Genomic DNA, 21,659 nt, shown 5'->3' with positions numbered 1-21,659 from the left:
CCAAACATGCAAGAAAGCGTAATGCAGCGCATGTGGGACAGTGCCCACTTATCCGGTGGCAACGCTGCCTATGTGGAAGAGCTTTATGAGCTCTACCTGCACGACCCCAATTCCGTGCCCGAAGAGTGGCGCAATTACTTTCAGAAGCTGCCTGCCGACGCCGGCACTGCTGCTGATGTTTCTCACTCGACGATCCGCGACCAGTTCATTTTACTGGCGAAGAATCAGCGGCGTGCCCAGCCTGTCTCGGCTGGTAGCGTCAGCAGCGAGCATGAGAAGAAGCAGGTTGAGGTACTGCGCCTGATCCAGGCTTATCGCCTGCGGGGCCACCAGGCCGCCCAGCTCGATCCGCTGGGGCTTCAGCAGCGCGTTGCGCCTGTGGATCTTTCCGTCAGCAACTACGCACTGACCGATGCCGACCTGGATACCGTCTTCCGTACGGGTGATCTGGCCATTGGCAAAGATCAGGCTAGCCTGCGTGAAATCCTGCAGATCCTTCAAGAGACATATTGCCGCACCATCGGTGCCGAGTATGCGCACATCGTCGATTCCGAGCAGCGCAACTGGTTCATCCAGCGCCTCGAGAGTGTGCGTGGCCGTCCTGCCTATTCGGCACAGATCAAGGATCACCTGCTCGAGCGCCTGTCGGCCGCCGAAGGCCTGGAAAAGTACCTGGGTACCAAATACCCGGGCACCAAGCGTTTCGGTCTGGAAGGCGGTGAAAGCCTGATTCCGCTGCTCGACGAGATCATCCAGCGTTCCGGCTCCTACGGCACCAAGGAAATCGTCATCGGCATGGCTCACCGTGGCCGTCTGAACGTGTTGGTGAATACCTTCGGCAAGAACCCGCGCGACCTGTTCGACGAGTTCGAAGGCAAGCGTGTGGAAGGCCTCAGCTCGGGTGACGTGAAGTATCACCAGGGCTTTTCTTCCAACGTGATGACCCCGGGCGGCGAAATCCACCTGGCCATGGCGTTCAACCCGTCGCACCTGGAGATCGTGTCTCCGGTGGTCGAGGGTTCGGTGCGTGCCCGCCAGGACCGTCGCAACGATCCGGTCGGCGACAAAGTGTTGCCAGTGACCCTCCACGGTGACTCGGCATTCGCCGGTCAGGGCGTGGTGATGGAAACCTTCCAGATGTCGCAGACCCGTGCGTACAAGACTGGCGGTACCATCCGTATCGTGATCAACAACCAGGTTGGTTTCACCACCAGCCGTCCGGAGGATACTCGTTCCACCGAGTACGCCACCGACGTTGCCAAGATGATCCAGGCACCGATCTTCCACGTGAACGCGGATGATCCGGAAGCTGTCCTGTTCGTTACGCAACTGGCCGTCGACTATCGCATGCAGTTCAAGCGCGATATCGTCATCGACCTGGTTTGCTATCGCCGTCGCGGTCACAACGAGGCGGACGAGCCGAGCGGCACCCAGCCGCTGATGTATCAGAAGATCGCCAAGCAGCGCACCACGCGTGAGCTCTATGCCGATGCCCTGGTTCAAGGTGGCGTGCTTGACGCTTCCGGTGTGCAAGCCAAGATCGACGAGTACCGTACGGCCCTGGACAATGGCCTGCACGTGGTCAAGAGCCTGGTCAAGGAGCCGAACAAGGAACTGTTCGTCGACTGGCGTCCGTACCTGGGCCACGCCTGGACTGCGCGTCACGATACCCGCTTCGAGCTGAAGACCCTGCAGGAACTGTCCAGCAAACTGCTGCAGACGCCTGAAGGCTTCGTCGTACAGCGCCAGGTTTCCAAGATCTACGAGGATCGCCAGCGCATGGGCGCCGGTGCCTTGCCGATCAACTGGGGCTACGCCGAGACAATGGCTTATGCGACCCTGCTGCTCGAAGGTCATCCGGTGCGTATCAGTGGCCAGGACGTGGGGCGCGGGACCTTCTCCCACCGCCATGCCGCGCTGCACAACCAGAAGGATGGCAGCACTTATGTGCCGCTGAAGCACCTTTATGATGGTCAGCCGCGCTTCGACCTGTACGACTCCTTCCTGTCCGAGGAAGCGGTTCTGGCGTTCGAATACGGCTATTCCTCCACCACGCCGAATGCGCTGGTGATCTGGGAAGCCCAGTTCGGTGACTTCGCCAACGGTGCCCAGGTAGTCGTCGACCAGTTCATCACCAGTGGCGAGCACAAGTGGGGTCGTCTGTGCGGCCTGACCATGCTGCTGCCGCATGGCTATGAAGGTCAGGGCCCCGAGCACTCCTCGGCGCGTCTGGAGCGTTACCTGCAATTGTGTGCAGAGCACAATATCCAAGTCTGCGTCCCGACCACGCCGGCTCAGGTCTACCACATGCTGCGTCGTCAGGCGATTCGCCCGCTGCGCAAGCCGCTGGTTGCGCTGACACCGAAATCGCTGCTGCGTCACAAACTGGCAATCTCGACCCTGGAAGATCTGACCCAGGGTTCGTTCCAGACGGTGATTCCGGAGGTCGATCCGGTCGAGGCCGCCAAGGTCGAGCGTGTGGTCCTGTGCAGCGGCAAGGTCTACTACGACCTGCTGGAGAAGCGTCGCAACGAAGGTCGCGAGGACATCGCCATCGTGCGTATCGAGCAGCTCTATCCGTTCCCGGAAGATGATCTGACCGAAGTGCTTGCGCCTTACAGCAACCTCAAGCATATCGTCTGGTGTCAGGAAGAGCCGATGAACCAGGGCGCCTGGTACTGCAGCCAGCACCACATGCGTCGCGTGATCGCGGCACATGACAAGGCACTGGTACTGCAATACGCCGGTCGTGATGCTTCCGCTTCCCCGGCAGTCGGTTATGCTTCGCTGCATGCCGAACAGCAGGAGAAACTGCTGCAGGACGCTTTCACCGTTTAACCATTCGTACCCGAGGCCGCGCTATTCGCGGCCTCGGTGCAGAAACCGAATCAATAGGATCCCTGAATAATGGCTATCGAGATCAAAGCCCCTACATTCCCTGAATCGGTTGCCGACGGCACCGTTGCCACCTGGCACAAAAAGCCGGGTGAGGCTGTCAAGCGTGACGAACTGATCGTCGATATCGAAACCGACAAGGTGGTGATGGAAGTTCTCGCCGAAGCGGATGGCGTCCTGACTGAAATCGTCAAGAACGAAGGTGACACCGTCCTGAGCGGTGAACTGCTGGGCAAACTGGATGCCGGCGCTACTGCCGCCGCTCCAGCCGCTGCCGCGCCTGCTGCTGCACCTGCCGAAGCTGCTGCGCCTGCTGCCGCTGCTGGCCAGGATCCGATTCTCGCACCTGCCGCGCGCAAGCTGGCCGAAGAGAACGGCATCGCCGCCGACAGCCTGAGTGGCACTGGCAAAGGTGGTCGTGTGACCAAGGAAGACGTGGTCGCTGTCATCGAAGGCAAGGGCGCCGCTCCGGCTGCCGCTGCCAAGCCTGCTGCTCCAGCGGCATCCGCGCCGATCTTCGCCGCGGGTGACCGCGTCGAGAAGCGCGTGCCGATGACCCGCCTGCGTGCCAAGGTTGCCGAGCGTCTGGTTGAGGCTCAATCCTCCATGGCCATGCTGACGACGTTCAACGAAGTCAACATGAAGCCGATCATGGAGCTGCGCGCCAAGTACAAGGACCTGTTCGAGAAGAAGCACGATGGCGTGCGCCTGGGCTTCATGTCCTTCTTCGTCAAGGCCGCCACCGAAGCGCTCAAGCGCCAGCCGGGCGTCAATGCCTCCATCGACGGTAACGATATCGTCTACCACGGCTACCAGGATGTCGGCGTAGCCGTTTCCAGCGACCGTGGCCTGGTGGTTCCTGTCCTGCGCAATGCCGAGCAGATGAGCCTGGCCGAGATCGAGGGCACCATCAACGCCTACGGCAAGAAAGCCAAGGCTGGCAAGCTGACCATCGAAGAGATGACCGGCGGTACCTTCACCATCTCCAACGGTGGTGTGTTCGGCTCGCTGCTGTCGACCCCGATCGTCAACCCGCCGCAAACCGCGATCCTCGGCATGCACAAGATTCAGGAGCGTCCGATGGCCGTCAACGGTCAGGTCGTCATCCTGCCGATGATGTACCTGGCGTTGTCCTACGATCACCGCCTGATCGATGGCAAGGAAGCGGTCACCTTCCTGGTTACCCTGAAGGATCTGCTGGAAGATCCGGCGCGTCTGCTGCTGGACATCTAAACAACAGCCACAAGCCGCAGGTCACGGACTGCCTGATTTTCCTGTCCAGACCTGTGGCTTGCCGCTCGAAGCTCGAGCCTTAGGAGATCGTTATGAGTCAGAAATTCGACGTAGTCGTCATTGGTGCGGGTCCTGGCGGCTATGTCGCTGCCATCAAGGCCGCACAACTGGGTCTCAAGACCGCTTGCATCGAGAAGTACCAGGGTAAGGAAGGCAAGACCGCACTGGGCGGTACCTGCCTGAACGTCGGTTGCATCCCGTCCAAGGCGCTGCTGGACAGCTCCTACAAGTTCCATGAAGCCCACGAGAGCTTCAAGGTCCACGGGATCAGCACTGGCGACGTTGCCATCGACGTGCCGACCATGGTTGGCCGCAAGGACCAGATCGTCAAAAACCTCACCGGTGGCGTTGCTGCGCTGTTCAAGGCCAATGGTGTCACCCTGTTCGAAGGCCATGGCAAGCTGCTGGCCGGCAAGCAGGTCGAAGTCATCAAGTCCGACGGCAGCACCGAAGTGCTGGCGGCCGAGAACGTGATCCTGGCCTCCGGCTCCAAGCCGGTCGATATCCCGCCGGCTCCGGTGGATCAGGACATCATCGTCGACTCCACGGGCGCACTGGACTTCCAGAGTGTACCGAAGCGCCTGGGCGTCATCGGCGCGGGTGTGATCGGTCTGGAGCTGGGCTCGGTATGGGCTCGCCTGGGTGCCGAAGTGACGGTCATCGAAGCGCTGGACAAGTTCCTGCCCGCTGCCGATGAGCAGGTCGCCAAGGAAGCCCAGAAGATCCTCACCAAGCAAGGCCTGAACATTCGCCTGGGTGCCCGTGTCACGGGTTCGAAGATCGAGGGCCGCGAGGTCACCGTCAACTTCACCGATGCCAATGGCGAACAGCAGCAGACTTTCGACAAGCTGATCGTGGCCGTGGGCCGCCGCCCGGTGACCACCGAGCTGCTGGCTGCCGACTCCGGTGTCAACCTCGACGAGCGCGGATTCATCTTCGTCGACGACTATTGCGCAACCAGCGTTCCGGGCGTTTACGCCATCGGTGACGTGGTGCGTGGCGCGATGCTGGCGCACAAGGCATCCGAAGAGGGTGTGGTGGTTGCCGAGCGTATCGCTGGCCACAAGGCGCAACTGAACTACGACCTGATCCCGTCGGTCATCTACACCCACCCGGAAATCGCATGGGTCGGCAAGTCCGAGCAAGTGCTGAAGTCCGAGGGTGTCGAAGTGAACGTGGGTACCTTCCCGTTCGCGGCCAGTGGTCGTGCCATGGCGGCCAATGATACCGCCGGTTTCGTCAAGGTCATCGCCGATGCCAAGACCGACCGTGTACTGGGCGTGCATGTGATTGGCCCGAGCGCCGCCGAGCTGGTTCAGCAGGGCGCGATCGGCATGGAATTCGGTACCAGTGCCGAAGACCTGGGCCTGATGGTGTTCTCGCACCCGACGCTGTCCGAGGCGCTGCATGAAGCGGCCCTGGCAGTGAACGGCCATGCGATTCACGTGGCAAACCGCAAGAAGCGCTGATTCTCGTGGTGGTGGGCCGGTGAGTTTTTCCAAACATCTCCGGCCCCTAGGCAAAGCGCAGTGTTCTCTGGAACACTGCGCTTTGTCGTTTCTGGGTGCGACTAAAGTATTAAGAGTCTCTGTTCAAGGTCTGCTGTGCGTTGCTCCGACTGTGCCAAAAGACGCTGGCTCGCGAGGCCGGTAACAGGCTCTAAGTGATACAGGTCATTGAAAAGTGCCGGAGCAGTTTTCAATGGCTTGGCTGTGAGACGGAAATGCGCAATACCACTACAAGTCCAACCAATGGTAGACCAGCATGAATCTTCACGAATATCAGGGTAAGCAACTGTTCGCCGAGTATGGATTGCCTGTGTCGACAGGCTATGCCGTGGACAGTCCGAAGGAAGCGGCCGAGGCGTGCGACAAGATTGGTGGTACTGAGTGGATCGTCAAGGCACAGGTGCATGCCGGCGGTCGTGGCAAGGCGGGCGGGGTGCAGAAGGTGCACAGCAAGGACGAGGCGCGTGCGTTCGCCCAACGCTGGCTCGGGGAGCGGCTGGCGACCTATCAGACCGATGCCGCCGGGCAGCCGGTGAACATGATTCTCGTGGAAGCCTGCACGGAGATCGCCAAGGAACTCTACCTCGGTGCGGTGGTGGATCGCTCCAGCCGCCGTGTCGTGTTCATGGCCTCGACCGAAGGCGGCATGGATATCGAGCGGGTTGCCCATGAGACACCCGAGAAGATACTCAAGGCCACCATCGACCCATTGGTTGGCGCCCAGCCTTTCCAAGGGCGAGCGCTGGCTTTTCAACTGGGCTTGCAGGGCGAGCAGGTCAAGCAATTCACCAGCATCTTCATGGGATTGGCGAAACTCTTCGCCGATTACGACCTGGCGCTGCTGGAAGTGAACCCGCTGGTGATCAAGAAGGACGGCAACCTGCATTGCCTGGATGCCAAGCTGAATATCGACGGCAATGCGATCTATCGCCAGCCCCGGCTGCGTGGCATGCAGGACACTTCCCAGGATGATCCGCGCGAATCCCTCGCCGCGCGCTGGGAGCTCAACTATGTAGCGCTGGACGGTAATATCGGCTGCATGGTCAATGGTGCGGGGCTGGCCATGGGCACCATGGATATCGTCAATCTCTATGGCGGCCGTCCGGCCAACTTTCTCGACGTGGGCGGTGGTGCGACCGGCGAGCGGGTCAGCGAAGCATTCAAGATCATTCTTTCCGACAGCAACGTCGTGGCGGTGCTGGTGAATATCTTTGGCGGCATCGTGCGCTGCGACATGATCGCCGAAGGCATCATCGACGCCGTGCGCGAGGTCGGGGTCAAGGTGCCGGTGGTCGTGCGCCTGGAGGGCAACAATGCCGAGCTTGGCGCGAGAATGCTGGGCGAGAGCGGGTTCAATATCATCGGTGCCACCAGCCTGACCGATGCGGCCATGCAGGTCGTCAAAGCCGCGGAGGGCAAGTGAATGAGCATCCTCATCGATAAGGATACCCGCGTCATCTGTCAGGGCTTCACTGGGGCCCAGGGCACGTTCCACTCCGAACAGGCGATTGCCTATGGCACGCGCATGGTGGGCGGCGTTACGCCGGGCAAGGGCGGTACGCAGCACCTGGGGCTGCCCGTATTCGACACGGTACAAGAAGCCGTGGAGCAGACGGGGGCCGACGCATCGGTCATCTATGTGCCTGCACCCTTCTGCAAGGATTCGATCCTCGAGGCGGCCTTTGCCGGTATCCGGCTGATCGTCTGCATTACCGAGGGCATTCCCACACTGGACATGCTGCAGGTCAAGGTCAAATGCGATGAGCTGGGCGTGCGCCTGATCGGCCCTAACTGCCCGGGTGTGATCACGCCAGGCGCCTGCAAGATCGGCATCCAGCCGGGGCACATCCATATGCCGGGCAAGGTCGGTATCGTTTCGCGCTCCGGCACCCTGACCTACGAGGCGGTGAAGCAGACCACCGATGCGGGTTTCGGTCAGTCGACCTGCGTCGGCATCGGCGGCGACCCGATCCCCGGAACCAGCTTCATCGATGTGCTCGAACTGTTCGAGGCTGATCCGCAGACGGAGGCCATCGTGATGATCGGCGAAATCGGCGGCAGTGCCGAGGAGGAGGCCGCAGCCTATATCAAGGCGCATGTCAGCAAGCCGGTGGTGTCCTATATCGCCGGTGTGACGGCGCCAGCGGGCAAGCGTATGGGGCATGCCGGGGCGATCATCTCGGGTGGCAAGGGGACCGCACTGGAGAAGTTCGCTGCTCTGGAAGATGCCGGTGTGCGAACGGTGCGTTCACTGGACGAGATCGGCAAGGCGCTGGCCGAGGTCACGGGCTGGCGCTGATTGATGTGTGGGGGCAGAGGCCACCGTTGTGTGGCCTTTGTCATTTTTGCAAGGCGGTACTTCTGGAATGCTTGATATCCGATGGTTCGTTTGAAAGGTTTCGATCTGCTGGCGCTGGGTTTCCTGACCTTCGCGTTGTTTCTCGGTGCGGGAAATATCATCTTCCCCGCCAGTGCCGGGCTGGCGGCGGGGGATCGTCTGTGGAGCACCGCCGCGGGCTTCCTTCTGACCGGTGTCGGTCTGCCACTGCTGACGGTGGTGGCCCTGGCGCGTGTCGGTGGCGGCATGCCTGGTCTGACCGCACCCTTGGGGCGCAAGGCGGGTGTACTGCTGGCAGTTGCGGTCTACCTGGCGGTTGGGCCTCTGTTCGCCACGCCGCGTACGGCGGTGGTTTCCTTCGAGATCGGGGTGGTGCCTTTCGTCGGTGACAGTGCGCTCGCGTTGCTCATCTACACATCGCTTTATTTCGCGGTCGCCTTGTTCTTCGTGCTCTCGCCAGGGCGTTTGCTCGACCGTGTCGGCAAGGTGGTCACGCCTGTCCTGCTGCTGGCCTTGCTGGTGCTTGGCGGCGCGGCGCTGTTCATGCCGGCCGGCGCGCCGGGGGCGGCATCGGACAGCTACCGTGAACAACCCATGCTGAACGGCTTCCTGGACGGCTACCTGACCATGGATGCGCTGGGAGCGCTGGTCTTCGGCGTGGTCATCGCCACTGCCGTGCGTGGACGAGGCATCACTGACCTGGGTCTGATCACGCGCTACACCAGCATCGCCGGGCTGATCGCAGCGGTGGGCCTGTCGGCGGTCTATCTGTCGCTTTTCTACCTGGGTGCGGGTAGCCATGAGGTCGCCCAGGGTGCCGAGAATGGTGGTCAGGTGCTGACCGCCTATGTCGAGCACACCTTTGGTCGGGGCGGCATTCTGCTGTTGTCCGGTGTGATCCTGTTGGCCTGCCTTACCACCGGTGTCGGTTTGCTGGTGGCGTGCGGTGAGTTTTTCAGCGATCTGCTGCGTATTCCCTACAGCCTCGTGGTGTGGGTCTTCACATTGTTCAGTTTCGCTGTGTCCAATATCGGGTTGAACCAACTGATCAGTCTGTCGATACCCGTGATGGCAGGGCTTTATCCGCTGGCGATCGTGTTGGTCGTGTTGAGCCTGCTCGACCGCTTCTGGCTGTCTTCCAGTCGTGTGATGATCCCTGTCATGGCGGTCACGTTGTTCTTTGGCATGATCGACGGCTTCCGTTCGACTGGGGTCGATGTCGCCTTGCCCTGGATGCTGGACCGTTTACCCCTGGCGGGGTTGAACCTGGGTTGGGTGGTGCCGGTGGTGTCGACGCTGGCCCTGGCGATCCTGTGGGACCGCATCCATGGCCGCCCGCTGTTGCAGGAGAGACCTTGATGAGCTTCATCCACGATTATTGGCAGCACCTGCTGGCTGTCTGCTGGTTCCTGGTGTGCTGGGTGGGCTACACCTTCTATGCCGAGTGGAGAGGGCGGGACACCGCTTGCCTGGCCAGCGTGCTGCACCTTTATCGGGTGGACTGGATGCGGCGCCTGCTGCAACGTGACAACCGCATCGCCGATGCCAACGTGATCGGCAACCTGGAGCGCAATGCCGCGTTCTTCGCCTCCAGCACCCTGATCATCCTGGCCGGTATCGTCACGGCGCTGGGGGCTTCCGAGCGTGCGGTGTCGCTGCTGGGTGACCTGCCGTTCGCGCAGCCGGCCAGTCGCGGGCTGTCCGAGATCAAGCTGCTGGGGCTGGCGGTGGTGTTCGTCTATGCCTTCTTCACGTTCAGTTGGTGCATGCGCCAGTACAACTTCGCGGCGATTCTGGTGGCGTCCGCACCGATGGTCGGCGAGCACAATGTCAGCGACCTGGAGCGCAGGGCTTTCGCCAAGCGGGCGGCAAGGGTCATATCGATGGCGGCCAACCAGTTCAACTTCGGCTTGCGCGCCTATTATTTCGGCATGTCGATCCTATCCTGGTTCATCAACCCATGGTTCTTCATGCTGGTGACGGCTGGCGTCGTGGTGATTCTCTACCGCCGCGAGTTCCATTCAGACGTGCTCAAGGTAATGGTCTACACCCCGACTTCTGCGGTGGAGACGCCTCTGGAGTAGCGGGCAGGTCCTGGTTTGGAAATGATGCGTATGGCAATCATTCGATCCGGGCATCCCGCGCCCTTGAAAACATCCTGCACGCCCCCATCTTTGTTCGCATCGCCGCAGTAGCGGTCCCTGCCATTGATGATTGGAGGATGTAGGATGAGTGCGGAGACTCAAAAAGAGACCCTTGGCTTCCAGACCGAAGTGAAGCAACTGCTTCACCTGATGATTCACTCGCTGTATTCCAACAAGGAAATCTTCCTTCGCGAGTTGGTCTCCAACGCATCCGATGCGGTCGACAAGCTGCGTTTCGAAGCACTGGCCAAGCCCGAGTTGCTGGAAGGCGGCGATGAGCTGAGGATCCGCGTCAGTTTCGACGCCGAAGCCAATACCGTCACCCTCGATGACAACGGTATCGGCATGAGCCGCGACGAAACCATCGCGCACCTGGGCACCATCGCCAAGTCCGGTACCGCCGACTTCCTGAAGAACCTTTCCGGTGACCAGAAGAAGGATTCGCACCTGATCGGCCAATTCGGCGTGGGTTTCTACTCGGCCTTCATCGTCGCCGAACAGGTCGAAGTCTTCACCCGCCGCGCAGGCCTGCCGGCCAGCGAGGGCGTGCACTGGTCGTCGAAGGGCGAGGGTGATTTCGAGATCGCCACCATCGACAAGCCCGAGCGCGGTACGCGTATCGTGCTGCACCTGAAGAAAGATGAAAGCGACTTCGCCAATGGCTGGCGCCTGCGCAATGTGATCAAGAAGTACTCGGACCATATCGCCCTGCCGATCGAGCTGCCGAAAGAGCACGTCGGCAAGGAAGAAGACAAACCGGCCGAGCCCGAATGGGAAACCGTCAACCGCGCTAGTGCGCTGTGGACCCGCCCGCGCACCGAGGTGACGGACGAGCAGTACCAGGAGTTCTACAAGCACGTCTCCCACGACTTCGACAACCCGCTGGCCTGGAGCCACAACAAGGTCGAGGGCAAGCTGGAATACACCTCGCTGCTCTATGTGCCGACTCGCGCGCCGTTCGACCTGTATCACCGCGAAGCGCCCAAGGGCCTCAAGCTCTATGTGCAGCGCGTGTTCATCATGGACCAGGCCGACGAGTTCCTGCCGCTGTACCTGCGCTTCATCAAGGGTGTGGTGGACTCCAATGACCTGTCGCTGAACGTCTCCCGCGAGATCCTGCAGAAAGACCCGGTCATCGACTCGATGAAGTCGGCGTTGACCAAGCGCGTGCTGGACATGCTGGAGAAGCTGGCGAAGAACGATACCGAGCAGTACAAGAGCTTCTGGAAGGCATTCGGCCAGGTGCTCAAGGAAGGTCCGGCGGAAGACTTCGCCAATAAGGAGAAAATCGCGGGTCTGTTGCGTTTCGCCTCTACGGCTGGCGAGGGCGGCGAGCAGGTCGTTGCGCTGGCCGACTACGTGTCGCGCTTCAAGGAAGGCCAGGACAAGATCTACTTCCTTACCGGCGAGTCCTATGACCAAGTCAAGAACAGCCCGCACCTGGAAGTGTTCCGCAAGAAAGGCATCGAGGTACTGCTGCTCACCGACCGTATCGACGAGTGGCTGATGAGCCACCTGAGCGAGTTCGATGGCAAGCGGTTCGTCGACGTCGCCCGTGGCGATCTGGACCTCGGCAGCCTGGACTCGGAGGAGGACAAGAAGGCCCAGGAAGAAGTCGCCAAGGACAAGGAAGGGCTGGTCGAGCGCCTGAAGACCGCGTTGGGCGACGAAGTCGCCGAGGTGCGTGTGTCCCATCGCCTGACCGACTCGCCGGCGATCCTCGCCATCGGCCAGCAGGACCTGGGCTTGCAGATGCGCCAGATCCTCGAGGCCAGTGGGCAGAAAGTGCCGGACTCCAAGCCGATCTTCGAATTCAACCCGACTCACCCGCTGATCGAGAAGCTGGATGCCGAGCCGGATGAAGACCGCTTCACCGATCTTTCGCACATCCTCTTCGACCAGGCCGCCCTGGCCGCCGGTGACAGCCTGAAAGACCCTGCCGCCTATGTGCAGCGTCTGAACAAGCTGCTGGTGGAACTGTCCGCCTGACGTTTGTCGAGCGACAGACGAACGCCCTGGCTTGCCGGGGCGTTCTTTTTCATGCGGCAGAAGCGGACCTTGCTGGTTGAGTCCTGGCGCTGAACGGAAAACTTCCTTTGGCGGTCTATGGAATTCACCTTTGCCGCATGAGGAGTTCCGTTTGTCCATGCCCCGTTGTGTTCTCTGCCTGTTCGCGCTGTTACTGGTTTCCGTGGCCCAGGCCCGTGACTACCGCTACAGCGATGCCCACCTGCACTACGTCGACTTCTTCCAGGAAACCGACGGCATGAACAAACTGCTGCGGCAGATGGACGAGGCCGCCATCGACCACATCATGCTCTCCGGTATCCCGGTGGCGAAGAAGTGGGACGAGAACGAACCCAAGCGGCCGCGCTATTACGCAGGCGACGATGCCAACGCCTACTGGTACAGCGCCACCGATGTGTTGATCGCCCATGCCTACAAACAGCTGACGGCTGAGCAGCAGGATCGCTTCCACCCCTTCCTGTCGGGCTTCAATCCCAACGACAAGAACGCCGATGCGCATATCCGGCGCATGCTCGAACTCGATCCAGGGCTCTGGCAGGGTATCGGCGAGATCTTCACCCGTCACGATGACTTGACCGCCCTGATTCATGGCGATGCGCCGCGTGCCAACAACGAGGCGCTGGCACGGGTATACCGACTGGCAGCCGAATTCGACCTGCCGGTGATGTTGCATTCCAACATCACCTCCAAGCGCGAGCGCAACCCGCTCTATCTGGAGGAACTGGAGGAGTCACTGGAGAAGCACCCGAAGACCCGTTTCATCTGGGCGCATGCCGGGACCAGCATGGAATTGCACCGTCATCAGGAGAAACTGGAGTTCCTGTTGCCAACGGTGACCCGTCTGCTGGAGGCCTATCCCAATCTCTATATCGACCTGTCCTGGACCGTGCTGGAACCGTACCTGCTCGATGCCAAGGGGCGGCCTGATGCGGGATGGGTGAAGCTGGTCGAACACTACCCGACGCGGTTTATGCTGGGCTCGGATGTGGTGGGTTCGTTCGATCGCGTGGGGGAGGTATTGCAGGGCTTTGCACCCTTCCTCGATGCCTTGCCCGAGGATGTCGCGATGCAGGTGGCGCGGGACAATTTCCTGTCGATCCTGCCGAAGAAGCGGCAGCGTGAAATCGCTGACTGAGCGATGACTGGAAACGAAAACGGCGCCCAAACAGACTGTGTGAAAACACACTGGCAGGCCTTAAACCAAACGCCCCGACTTGTTCGGGCGTTTGTTTTTTGTACTGGAAAAGGCCTTTTAGCCTATCAACTGCACCATTTTCCGAATGCCCAGAACGCTGATTGCTCGTTTGAGGTTGTAGGCAGTAGTTGCCAAGGCCATTTCAGCCCTAGCTCCATCAAGTTGTCGTAGCAAGAACCGCCCATTTCCAAATAGCCATTGCTTGAGGTTGCCAAATGGATGCTCGACGATGGACCTGCGTCGCACCATCATCTCTGGGTGCAATTCCATCCTCTGCTCCATACGCTCGAAAGCTTCTTCCTGCGCGTGACGCGAGACATAGCGGCGCTGAGCTGTCGTGCATTGGGTTTTCAGTGCGCACGCTGTACAGTCGCTAACCGCTGCCTGATAGATCCGGCTGCCTTTTGAGCACTGTTTCAGGCTTAGCAACTTGCCTGCCGGGCATTGATACCGATCCTGTTCGGTATCGTAGGTAAAGTCCTTTCGCCCGAAGAGTGCTTCTCCGCCTGGATTAGAGGTTCTGCTTGGTGGTACGTATGCCGTAATGGATACGTCCTCGCATGCTTGAAACTGCTGAGCATTCGAGTAGCCCATATCCGCTGTGACCGTCAGAGCGTCCTGCTCCAGATGCGCCTTGGCAGCTTTCGCCATTGGCTCGAGCTGTTTACGGTCGTCACTGTCCTGAGTCACCTCGTGGTGCAAAATCAGACAGTGCTCGGCGTCGACAGCGGACTGCACGTTATAAGCAACACGCGGCCCCTTTGGTGTACGCATCATTCGGGCATCGCTTTCATGCGTGTTGAACTGTTCCAGATCCATAGACTCCATCAAGGCTTGGCAGCTTCGATTGTCCCGTTGCTTGGACTCTAGCTTCACCAAGGCCGCCTTGATCGCGTTGCGATCAATCACTTGCTCTGCTTCAGCCTTGTCTGCAGCGTCCAGCTCGGCCAGATATTGGGCGATGCGCTTATCCAGCTTTTCATCCTGTCGCTTGAGCTGACTTAAGCTCAAATGGCGGCGAGAGGACGCTACTGCTTGAAATTTACTGCCATCAATCGCTACCAAATCACCAGCAATCAGGCCAGCAGGTCGACAGAACTGTACAAAGGTTCGGCACGTAGAAACGAACGCGGCTTTGTTGTTCTTGCGAAAATCAGCAATGGTCTTGAAGTCGGGCTTGAGCCGATTGATCAACCACATCACTTCAATGTTGCGTTGGCATTCTGTTTCAAGACGCCGTGACGAGCGGATGCGTTGAAAATAGCCGTAGAGGTAGAGTCTTAGATGATCGGCAGGGTCGTAAGAGGGGCGTCCAGTCGCCTTGGGCTGGGCTTTGTCAAAACCTAGGTGCCCTAGATCCAGACTGGCAACATACAGGTCGATGACACGAACGAGATGATCCTCAGGGATTAGTTCTTCCAGCGAGACAGGGAACAGACTGGTCTGGTTACGGGACTCCCCTTGGATATAGGCCATAACAAAAAATGCTCCGTATCTTACGATCCGGAGCATTTTCTTAAAGCACCAAGCAGATTGCTAGGTTTTCACACAGTCTGCAAAGGCGCCGTTTTCATAAAGGGCCGGGAATCAGCCTTTCCAGCGTTGCAGTACCAGCGTGGCGTTGGTGCCACCGAAACCGAAGCTGTTGCTCATCACGGTGTCGACGTCGACGTTCTCGCGGGTTTCGCGCAGGATCGGCAGATCGGCGACTTCCGGGTCCAGCTCTTCGATGTTGGCCGAGGCGGCGATGAAGCGGCCTTGCATCATCAGGATGCTGTAGATCGCTTCGTGTACGCCAGCGGCGCCCAGCGAGTGACCGGACAGGCTCTTGGTCGAGCTGATCAGCGGGGCCTTGTCGCCGAACACGGCGCGCACACCCTTGATCTCGGCGACATCGCCAACCGGGGTCGAGGTGCCGTGCGTGTTCAGGTAGTCGATCGGCGTGTTGACGGTGGACAGCGCCTGCTGCATGCAGCGGATGGCGCCTTCGCCACTCGGGGCAACCATGTCGTAGCCATCGGACGTTGCGCCATAGCCGACGATCTCGGCGTAGATATGGGCGCCGCGGGCGAGGGCGTGTTCCAGCTCCTCGACCACCACCATGCCGCCACCGCCGGCGATGACGAAACCGTCACGCTTGGCGTCGTAGGCGCGGGAGGCTTGCTGCGGGGTTTCGTTGTACTGGCTGGACAGTGCGCCCATGGCGTCGAACAGGAAGCTCTGGCTCCAGTGTTCTTCCTCACCGCCGCCGGCGAAGACCACGTCCTGTTTGCCGAGCTGGATCTGCTCCATGGCCAGGCCGATGCAGTGGGCACTGGTGGCGCAGGCCGAGGCGACCGAGTAGTTCAGGCCCTTGATCTTGAACGGGGTAGCCAGGCAGGCGGAAACGGTGCTGCTCATGGTACGGGTCACACGGTACGGGCCGACACGCTTGACGCCTTTCTCGCGCAGGATGTCCAGAGCTTCCATCTGGTTGAAGGTGGAAGCACCGCCGGAGCCGGCGATCAGGCCGGTGCGCGGGTTGGAGACCTGGTCTTCGCTGAGGCCGGAATCCTTGACGGCCTGTTCCATCGCCAGGAAGGCATAGCCGGCGGCATCGCCAACGAAACGGCGGACCTTGCGGTCGATCGCTTCGTCGAGGTTGATGTCGACGGAGCCGGAAACCTGGCTACGCAGGCCCATCTCGGCGTATTCCGGGTTGAAGCGGATACCGGAGCGGCCAGCGCGCAGGTTGGCGGAAACGGTTTCTTTGTCATTGCCGAGGCAGGAAACGATGCCCAGACCGGTGATCACGACACGGCGCATGCGGATAACCCTTAAAAGCTGTCAGTGGAGGAAAACAGGCCGACACGCAGACCTTCGGCACTGTAGATTTCACGCCCATCGACACTGACTGTGCCGTCGGCGATGCCGAGGATCAGCGAGCGACTGATGGTGCGCTTGATATGAATGTTGTAGGTGACTTTCTTGGCGGTCGGCAGGACCTGGCCGAAGAACTTCACTTCGCCCGAACCCAGGGCGCGTCCGCGTCCGGGATTGCCCTGCCAGCCCAGGTAGAAGCCTACCAGCTGCCACATGGCGTCCAGGCCCAGGCATCCCGGCATGACGGGATCGCCCTCGAAATGGCAACCGAAGAACCAGAGGTCCGGATTGATATCCAGCTCCGCAACCAGTTCGCCTTTGCCATATTTGCCACCCACTTCACTGATGTGAACGATGCGATCGACCATCAGCATGTTCGGAGCGGGCAGTTGTGCATTACCGGGGCCGAACAGTTCGCCGCGGCTGCAACGAAGCAGGTCTTCCCGAGTGAATGCCTGTTGTTTGGTCATGCGTCTTCCTCAATCGCCCTTTTCTGGAGGGCTTGCTGCGTTCATCGGCCCCTGGAATCCGAGAGCCTGATCATAGGACTACTCATAGACTTCCGCGTTGTGCACAAAGTCACAGAACGTGGGGGCATCCTTCACTTCACACAATTTTCCAGAGCCGGCAGGCGGCAAAGGCAAAAAACGGACGCTACTTTAACACTACCGGGGGCAGTGAAGAACGTAGAGGCTGACGATGTTTCGTCGTAGATTGGTCAAAAAGGGCGAGATAGTGACTGTTTGCACTGTTTCGACAATGGTCGTAACAGGTGTTTCAAGCGTTCCCGACCTTGCCGGGAGGCTTGTTCCGCGTGTTTCGCCTTGCCTGGCGCGGGCGCGTATAATGGCCCGCTGGCCACTGTCGAGTGGCGAATGATGGAAATCTCATGACACAACAGCAATCCATTGCGGTTCTCGGTGGTGGCAGCTTCGGTACGGCGATCGCCAACCTGCTGGCCGAGAATGGGCATCCGGTGCTGCTCTGGATGCGTGATGCGGAACAGGCCGAGAGTATTCGCAGCCTGCGCCAGAATCCTCGCTACCTGAAGGGGGTGCACATCCATGAGCGGGTGATCCCCGTGAGCGATCTGGTTGCCGCGCTGACCGGTAGCGAGCTGATTTTCGTGGCTTTGCCTTCCAGCGCCCTGCGTCAGGCATTGCAGCCCCACGCGGCATTGCTGGCAGGCAAGTCGCTGATCAGTACGACCAAGGGCATCGAGGCGCAGGGCTTTAGGCTGATGAGCCAGATTCTCGAAGACATAGCGCCGCAGGCGCGCATCGGTGTGCTGTCCGGGCCGAACCTTGCGCGCGAGGTGGCGGAGCATGCGCTGACCGCCACGGTCGTTGCCAGTGCCGACGAAGCCCTGTGCCGCGATGTGCAGTCGGTGCTGCATGGCCCGACCTTCCGCGTCTATGCCAGCTCCGACCGTTTCGGCGTCGAGCTTGGCGGTGCATTGAAGAACGTCTATGCCATCATGGCCGGCATGGCTGCGGCCATGGGCATGGGCGAAAACACCCGCAGCATGCTGATTACCCGGGCGCTGGCCGAAATGACCCGGTTCGCTGTGAAGCTCGGGGCGAATCCGATCACCTTCCTGGGGTTGGCGGGGGTCGGTGACCTGATCGTCACCTGTACGTCGTCGAAGAGCCGCAATTTCCAGGTGGGGCATGCCCTGGGCGAAGGGCTCAGCCTCGAGGAAGCAGTATCGCGTCTTGGGGAGGTCGCCGAAGGCGTCAACACCATCAAGGTGCTCAAATCCCAGGCCGAGGTGCTGCAAGTCTACATGCCGCTGGTGGCAGGGCTGCATGCCGTGCTGTTCGAGGGGCGTACCCTGGACCAGGTCATCGCGATGCTGATGCGTGGCGAACCCAAGACCGATGTGGATTTCATATCCATTGATGGAATGATGAATGGTGAGGTCGTGAAATGAATCGTATCCGACGTATTGCCGAGCGCGAGTCCCTCATCCTGAGGGGCTTCTGGCTGCTGGTCTTTTTCTTCGTCTGGCAACTGGCCGAGCTGTTGCTGCTCGCCGTGGTGCTGGCGCAACTGATACTGCGCCTGGTGCAGGGCTCGATCAGGCCGGGTTTGCAGGCGTTCGGCGACAGCCTGAGCCAGTACCTGGCGCAGATCGGTCGGTATGCCACTTTCAATAGCGAGCGCAAACCCTGGCCGCTGTCCGACTGGCCGTTGCCACGCCCTGCCGATATCGAGGTGGTGCAAGTGGTCACGCCCGAGGAGCCGAAGGCATGAACCTCTGGCTGTTGCGCCACGGCGAGGCGGAGCGGCGGACCTCGCATGACCCGGATCGTCATCTGACCGACGAGGGCCGCCAGGAAGTGGCGCGTAATGCCCGGCGCCTCTTGGGGGAGTCCTTGCAGGTGATACTGGTCAGCCCTTACCGGCGCGCGCAGCAGACTGCAGAGGTGGTTCGGCAGGTGCTGGGCTATGAAGGGCTCTGCGAAACCCATGACTGGCTGATTCCCGACGCAGACCCAGCCGAGGCGCTGCGGCAACTGGACCTTCGTACCGAGGCGAATATCCTGCTGGTGACCCACCAGCCTTTCGTCGGCGAGTTGGCAGGCTGGTTGATCAACGGCCATCGCAGCGATCCTCTGCCAATGAGCACTGGCAGCCTGGCCAGGCTTGAGGGAGAGGCGGTGGCTGTCGGGCTGATGAACCTGGTGACCTTGCATCATCCTTGACCAGGCGGCAGGCTGGCCTCTGCAATCTTGCGCTTTGTTCCTCGAAGGAGGCCCATGATGAGTATCTGGCAGCACGAACCCGACCTCGCCGCGTTGAATGCAAGCATGAAGGGCAGCATTGGCGAGGTGTTGGATATCCGCTTCGAGTCTTTCGACGAACACTCACTCAGCGCAAGCATGCCGGTGGATGCGCGAACCCATCAGCCCTATGGCCTGTTGCACGGCGGTGCCTCGGTGGTGCTGGCGGAAACACTCGGTTCCATGGCCAGCTACCTGTGCATCGACTCCACGCGCTTCCAGTGTGTCGGGTTGGAGGTCAACGCCAACCACTTGCGAGGCCTGCGCAGTGGGCGTGTGAGTGCTGTGTGTACGCCGGTTCACCTTGGGCGTTCGACCCACGTCTGGGACATCCGCCTGGCTGGAGAGGACGGCAAGCCGAGTTGCATCTCTCGCCTGACCGTGGCGGTGATTCCGCTCTAGGGCGGCTTCTGTGATCGTGAGCGGCGCTGGCCACCCGCGTGCAAGACAATGTCGCAAAGCCTTTCTTGACTTGCCGCGGACAACTGGTGAGGCTGGCGCATCGCCTTTTTCGAGCCTTCATACATGACCCCTATTGTGCCTTCCCACCCTGGTTGCCCGTGTTTTATCACTCCCGTGCGTTCGATCCATTGAGGTACGAGATGATGCGTAGTCCATGGATTGCAGGACTGGCCCTGCTGGTTTCCTCCGTTGCCTGGAGTTCGGAGCCTGCGGGTAGCAAAGATCTGGAGATACTGCCGCGCTATCCCCAGGCGCAGATCATCGATTTCCGCGAAGAGGCCGTTGCCGAGCGCATCTATCCCCAGGATGCGATTCGCCGTATCAGTGGCCAGTTGCGCATGAGCGCGCAGGTGGTGCGTTCTGGCGAACTGACACGTATCACTTACCAGTTGCCTGCGGCACATTCAGGTATGGAGGCTTTTACGCAGGCCCGTCAGGCCTTGCTCGACTCCGGTGGGCAATTGTTGTTCTGGTGTGAAGGGCGCGAGTGTGGCTCCAGCAGCCTCTGGGCCAATGAGGTCTTCGGGCGCTCGAGCCTGTACGGACCGGATGCCCAGCAGGGCTACTTGCTGGTGCGTGATGAGCAGAGTCTGTACGCACTCTATGGCATCACCCGTGGCAATGGGCGCTCCTATCTGCAAGTGGAAAGGCTGGCCACCGAGCAGTCGGTCGCGGACATCCTGCCGACGGCGGCCACTCTGCTACGCCAATTGCGCAGTGCTGGCGCGTTGCAACTGGCGCATCTGTCAGGTGAACCGCAGGCGCCCTGGGTTGCTGTGCTGGCCAGTATGTTGCGCTTGGACAGCACCCTGCGGGTCGTTCTCTCAGGCGACTCGGCTGAGGCCTGGCGCGATGCGTTGGTGAATGAACGTATCCGAGCTTCGCGGCTTGAGGTCGATGATGGCGAGCAGGCAGGACTTTCGGTCGGATTGCTGCGTTAATTCCTGACGGAAGGATTCTGGCCATGCTCAACAATGATCGTCTTCTGGTGCAAATCCTGCTGCTGGCATTGCTGGGCGCCTGCCTGTGGGTGATGGCGCCTTTCGTCTCTGCCCTGTTCTGGGCGGCTGTGCTGGCTTTCGCCAGTTGGCCGCTGATGCGCATCCTGACACGTTGGCTGAAGGGCAACGCGACCCTGGCGGCAACCCTCCTGACGCTGGGCTGGATGGTGTTGGTCGCGGTCCCGCTGGTCTGGCTGGGATTCAATATTGCCGACTACATTCGCGACGCCAATGCCCTGATGCACAACATTCAGGTCGACGGCATGCCACCTCCACCGGACTGGTTGGGGCAGGTGCCTCTGGTCGGTGATCGCCTGCTGGATTTCTGGCAGCGTGTGGGTGAGCAGGGGACGGCGCTGTTTGCTTCGGTTCGGCCCTACATCGGCCAGGTTGGCAATTGGCTACTGGTGCGCAGTGCCCGTATCGGTGGAGGTATGCTGGAGCTGGCGCTGAGCCTGGTCCTGGTGTTCTTCTTCTATCGCGATGGCCCACACCTGGCCACTTTCGTACGTAACGTGCTGTATCGCCTGATCGGCGAGCGAGTCGATCATTACCTGGAGCTGGTGGCGGGCACTGTGCAGCGTGTGGTCAACGGGGTGATCGGCACGGCGGCGGCGCAGGCGCTGCTGGCCTATATCGGATTCACCATCGCTGGTGTGCCGGGCGCACTGGTCCTTGGCTTGCTGACGTTCGCTTTCAGCTTCCTGATGGTACCTCCGCTGATCTGGGGCCCTGTGGTGGCCTGGCTGTTCTGGCAGGGCGACTATGGCATGGGGATTTTCCTCGGCATCTGGGGCATGTTCGTCATCAGTGGTGTGGACAACGTACTCAAGCCCTACCTGATCAGTCGCGGTGGAAATCTGCCGTTGGTGGTGGTGTTGCTCGGTGTCTTCGGGGGCGTGCTGGCGTTCGGTTTCATGGGCCTCTTCCTCGGTCCGACACTGCTGGCCGTCGCTTACAGCCTGCTTGGTGATTGGGTGATCAAGGAAGTTCCAGGCGCTACGGTCAAAGGCGCCGCGTCGGTGCCCAGAGAAAAAACGCCGTCATGACCGTGCGTGCTTTGGTCCTGTAGTAACCAGGGGTTCTGGTACTGAGTTGAGGCCTATGTGTGGCAGCAGCTTTGCCGTGAGGGGGGATCGGCCTATCA

General features: G+C 60.5%; 18 protein-coding genes. 15 read left to right on the top strand and 3 right to left on the bottom strand.

Annotated elements, in window-relative coordinates; genetic code table 11:
* Positions 1-6 precede the first annotated feature (6 nt).
* The 9 genes from HW090_RS03500 to HW090_RS03460 all read left to right on the top strand — a co-directional run bounded on the left by HW090_RS03500 (position 7) and on the right by HW090_RS03460 (position 13,341).
* A complete protein-coding gene (locus HW090_RS03500; protein ID WP_179112175.1) occupies positions 7-2,838 on the top strand; it encodes a 2-oxoglutarate dehydrogenase E1 component in 2,832 nt (943 codons plus the stop codon).
* 69 nt (positions 2,839-2,907) lie between these two features.
* Positions 2,908-4,128: a 2-oxoglutarate dehydrogenase complex dihydrolipoyllysine-residue succinyltransferase gene (odhB, locus tag HW090_RS03495; RefSeq protein WP_179112174.1), complete on the top strand. Its 1,221-nt coding sequence runs from the start codon at positions 2,908-2,910 to the stop codon at positions 4,126-4,128.
* A gap of 92 nt (positions 4,129-4,220) precedes the next feature.
* Positions 4,221-5,657, top strand: a complete 1,437-nt coding sequence (lpdA, locus tag HW090_RS03490) for a dihydrolipoyl dehydrogenase (protein ID WP_179112173.1) — start codon at positions 4,221-4,223, stop codon at positions 5,655-5,657.
* Positions 5,658-5,952: 295 nt separating this feature from the next.
* Complete coding sequence (gene sucC, locus HW090_RS03485) at positions 5,953-7,119, top strand: ADP-forming succinate--CoA ligase subunit beta (RefSeq protein ID WP_179112172.1); 1,167 nt, start codon at positions 5,953-5,955, stop codon at positions 7,117-7,119.
* A complete protein-coding gene (gene sucD / locus HW090_RS03480; RefSeq protein WP_179112171.1) occupies positions 7,120-7,995 on the top strand; it encodes a succinate--CoA ligase subunit alpha in 876 nt (291 codons plus the stop codon). It abuts the gene before it with no gap.
* Between the two features lie 81 nt (positions 7,996-8,076).
* A complete protein-coding gene (gene brnQ, locus HW090_RS03475) occupies positions 8,077-9,393 on the top strand; it encodes a branched-chain amino acid transport system II carrier protein (RefSeq protein ID WP_179112170.1) in 1,317 nt (438 codons plus the stop codon).
* Entirely contained in the window at positions 9,393-10,118 is a 726-nt protein-coding gene (locus HW090_RS03470; protein WP_179112169.1) for a DUF599 domain-containing protein, read from the top strand. Before brnQ ends, HW090_RS03470 begins: the two co-directional genes overlap by 1 nt.
* A 144-nt stretch (positions 10,119-10,262) precedes the next feature.
* Positions 10,263-12,167: a molecular chaperone HtpG gene (gene htpG / locus HW090_RS03465; protein ID WP_179112168.1), complete on the top strand. Its 1,905-nt coding sequence runs from the start codon at positions 10,263-10,265 to the stop codon at positions 12,165-12,167.
* Between the two features lie 157 nt (positions 12,168-12,324).
* The gene (locus tag HW090_RS03460; RefSeq protein ID WP_179112167.1) at positions 12,325-13,341 is read left to right on the top strand and encodes an amidohydrolase family protein; all 1,017 of its coding nucleotides are present in this window, start codon (positions 12,325-12,327) and stop codon (positions 13,339-13,341) included.
* 117 nt (positions 13,342-13,458) lie between these two features.
* Here HW090_RS03460 and HW090_RS03455 read toward each other — a convergent pair whose 3' ends face one another.
* The 3 genes from HW090_RS03455 to fabA all read right to left on the bottom strand — a co-directional run bounded on the left by HW090_RS03455 (position 13,459) and on the right by fabA (position 16,733).
* On the bottom strand, positions 13,459-14,877 hold the full coding sequence (locus HW090_RS03455; RefSeq protein ID WP_179112166.1) for an IS1182 family transposase: 1,419 nt from the start codon (positions 14,875-14,877) through the stop codon (positions 13,459-13,461).
* A gap of 111 nt (positions 14,878-14,988) precedes the next feature.
* Positions 14,989-16,206 carry a beta-ketoacyl-ACP synthase I gene (gene fabB / locus HW090_RS03450; protein WP_179112165.1) on the bottom strand — a complete coding sequence of 406 codons (1,218 nt, stop codon included), beginning with the start codon at positions 16,204-16,206 and terminating at the stop codon, positions 14,989-14,991.
* A gap of 11 nt (positions 16,207-16,217) precedes the next feature.
* The gene (gene fabA / locus HW090_RS03445) at positions 16,218-16,733 is read right to left on the bottom strand and encodes a 3-hydroxyacyl-[acyl-carrier-protein] dehydratase FabA (protein ID WP_179112164.1); all 516 of its coding nucleotides are present in this window, start codon (positions 16,731-16,733) and stop codon (positions 16,218-16,220) included.
* 419 nt (positions 16,734-17,152) lie between these two features.
* Between fabA and HW090_RS03440 the strand changes: the two genes are divergently transcribed.
* From HW090_RS03440 to HW090_RS03415, 6 genes are all read left to right on the top strand, one after another.
* Entirely contained in the window at positions 17,153-18,196 is a 1,044-nt protein-coding gene (locus HW090_RS03440; protein ID WP_179112163.1) for an NAD(P)H-dependent glycerol-3-phosphate dehydrogenase, read from the top strand.
* A complete protein-coding gene (locus tag HW090_RS03435) occupies positions 18,193-18,519 on the top strand; it encodes a DUF4389 domain-containing protein (RefSeq protein ID WP_179112162.1) in 327 nt (108 codons plus the stop codon). Before HW090_RS03440 ends, HW090_RS03435 begins: the two co-directional genes overlap by 4 nt.
* Complete coding sequence (sixA, locus tag HW090_RS03430) at positions 18,516-18,971, top strand: phosphohistidine phosphatase SixA (protein WP_179112161.1); 456 nt, start codon at positions 18,516-18,518, stop codon at positions 18,969-18,971. Before HW090_RS03435 ends, sixA begins: the two co-directional genes overlap by 4 nt.
* A 57-nt stretch (positions 18,972-19,028) precedes the next feature.
* Entirely contained in the window at positions 19,029-19,451 is a 423-nt protein-coding gene (locus tag HW090_RS03425) for a hotdog fold thioesterase (RefSeq protein ID WP_179114811.1), read from the top strand.
* A 203-nt stretch (positions 19,452-19,654) separates the two neighbouring features.
* A complete protein-coding gene (locus HW090_RS03420; protein WP_179114810.1) occupies positions 19,655-20,452 on the top strand; it encodes a DUF4892 domain-containing protein in 798 nt (265 codons plus the stop codon).
* Positions 20,453-20,475: 23 nt separating this feature from the next.
* Positions 20,476-21,561, top strand: coding sequence for an AI-2E family transporter (locus HW090_RS03415; protein WP_179112160.1), 1,086 nt, complete (start codon positions 20,476-20,478; stop codon positions 21,559-21,561).
* The last annotated feature ends 98 nt before the right edge of the window (positions 21,562-21,659 follow it).

The organism is Pseudomonas sp. ABC1 (assembly GCF_013395055.1).
GTDB lineage: Bacteria > Pseudomonadota > Gammaproteobacteria > Pseudomonadales > Pseudomonadaceae > Stutzerimonas.
This window is presented reverse-complemented; position numbering and strand designations above follow the sequence as displayed.

Bases quoted from the DNA above. Each gene is read 5' to 3' on its own strand.
- HW090_RS03500 (WP_179112175.1), top strand. From the start codon at position 7: ATGCAAGAAAGCGTAATGCAGCGCATGTGGGACAGTGCCCACTTATCC.
- odhB (WP_179112174.1), top strand. From the start codon at position 2,908: ATGGCTATCGAGATCAAAGCCCCTACATTCCCTGAATCGGTTGCCGAC.
- lpdA (WP_179112173.1), top strand. From the start codon at position 4,221: ATGAGTCAGAAATTCGACGTAGTCGTCATTGGTGCGGGTCCTGGCGGC.
- sucC (WP_179112172.1), top strand. From the start codon at position 5,953: ATGAATCTTCACGAATATCAGGGTAAGCAACTGTTCGCCGAGTATGGA.
- sucD (WP_179112171.1), top strand. From the start codon at position 7,120: ATGAGCATCCTCATCGATAAGGATACCCGCGTCATCTGTCAGGGCTTC.
- brnQ (WP_179112170.1), top strand. From the start codon at position 8,077: ATGGTTCGTTTGAAAGGTTTCGATCTGCTGGCGCTGGGTTTCCTGACC.
- HW090_RS03470 (WP_179112169.1), top strand. From the start codon at position 9,393: ATGAGCTTCATCCACGATTATTGGCAGCACCTGCTGGCTGTCTGCTGG.
- htpG (WP_179112168.1), top strand. From the start codon at position 10,263: ATGAGTGCGGAGACTCAAAAAGAGACCCTTGGCTTCCAGACCGAAGTG.
- HW090_RS03460 (WP_179112167.1), top strand. From the start codon at position 12,325: ATGCCCCGTTGTGTTCTCTGCCTGTTCGCGCTGTTACTGGTTTCCGTG.
- HW090_RS03455 (WP_179112166.1), bottom strand. From the start codon at position 14,877: ATGGCCTATATCCAAGGGGAGTCCCGTAACCAGACCAGTCTGTTCCCT.
- fabB (WP_179112165.1), bottom strand. From the start codon at position 16,206: ATGCGCCGTGTCGTGATCACCGGTCTGGGCATCGTTTCCTGCCTCGGC.
- fabA (WP_179112164.1), bottom strand. From the start codon at position 16,733: ATGACCAAACAACAGGCATTCACTCGGGAAGACCTGCTTCGTTGCAGC.
- HW090_RS03440 (WP_179112163.1), top strand. From the start codon at position 17,153: ATGACACAACAGCAATCCATTGCGGTTCTCGGTGGTGGCAGCTTCGGT.
- HW090_RS03435 (WP_179112162.1), top strand. From the start codon at position 18,193: ATGAATCGTATCCGACGTATTGCCGAGCGCGAGTCCCTCATCCTGAGG.
- sixA (WP_179112161.1), top strand. From the start codon at position 18,516: ATGAACCTCTGGCTGTTGCGCCACGGCGAGGCGGAGCGGCGGACCTCG.
- HW090_RS03425 (WP_179114811.1), top strand. From the start codon at position 19,029: ATGAGTATCTGGCAGCACGAACCCGACCTCGCCGCGTTGAATGCAAGC.
- HW090_RS03420 (WP_179114810.1), top strand. From the start codon at position 19,655: ATGCGTAGTCCATGGATTGCAGGACTGGCCCTGCTGGTTTCCTCCGTT.
- HW090_RS03415 (WP_179112160.1), top strand. From the start codon at position 20,476: ATGCTCAACAATGATCGTCTTCTGGTGCAAATCCTGCTGCTGGCATTG.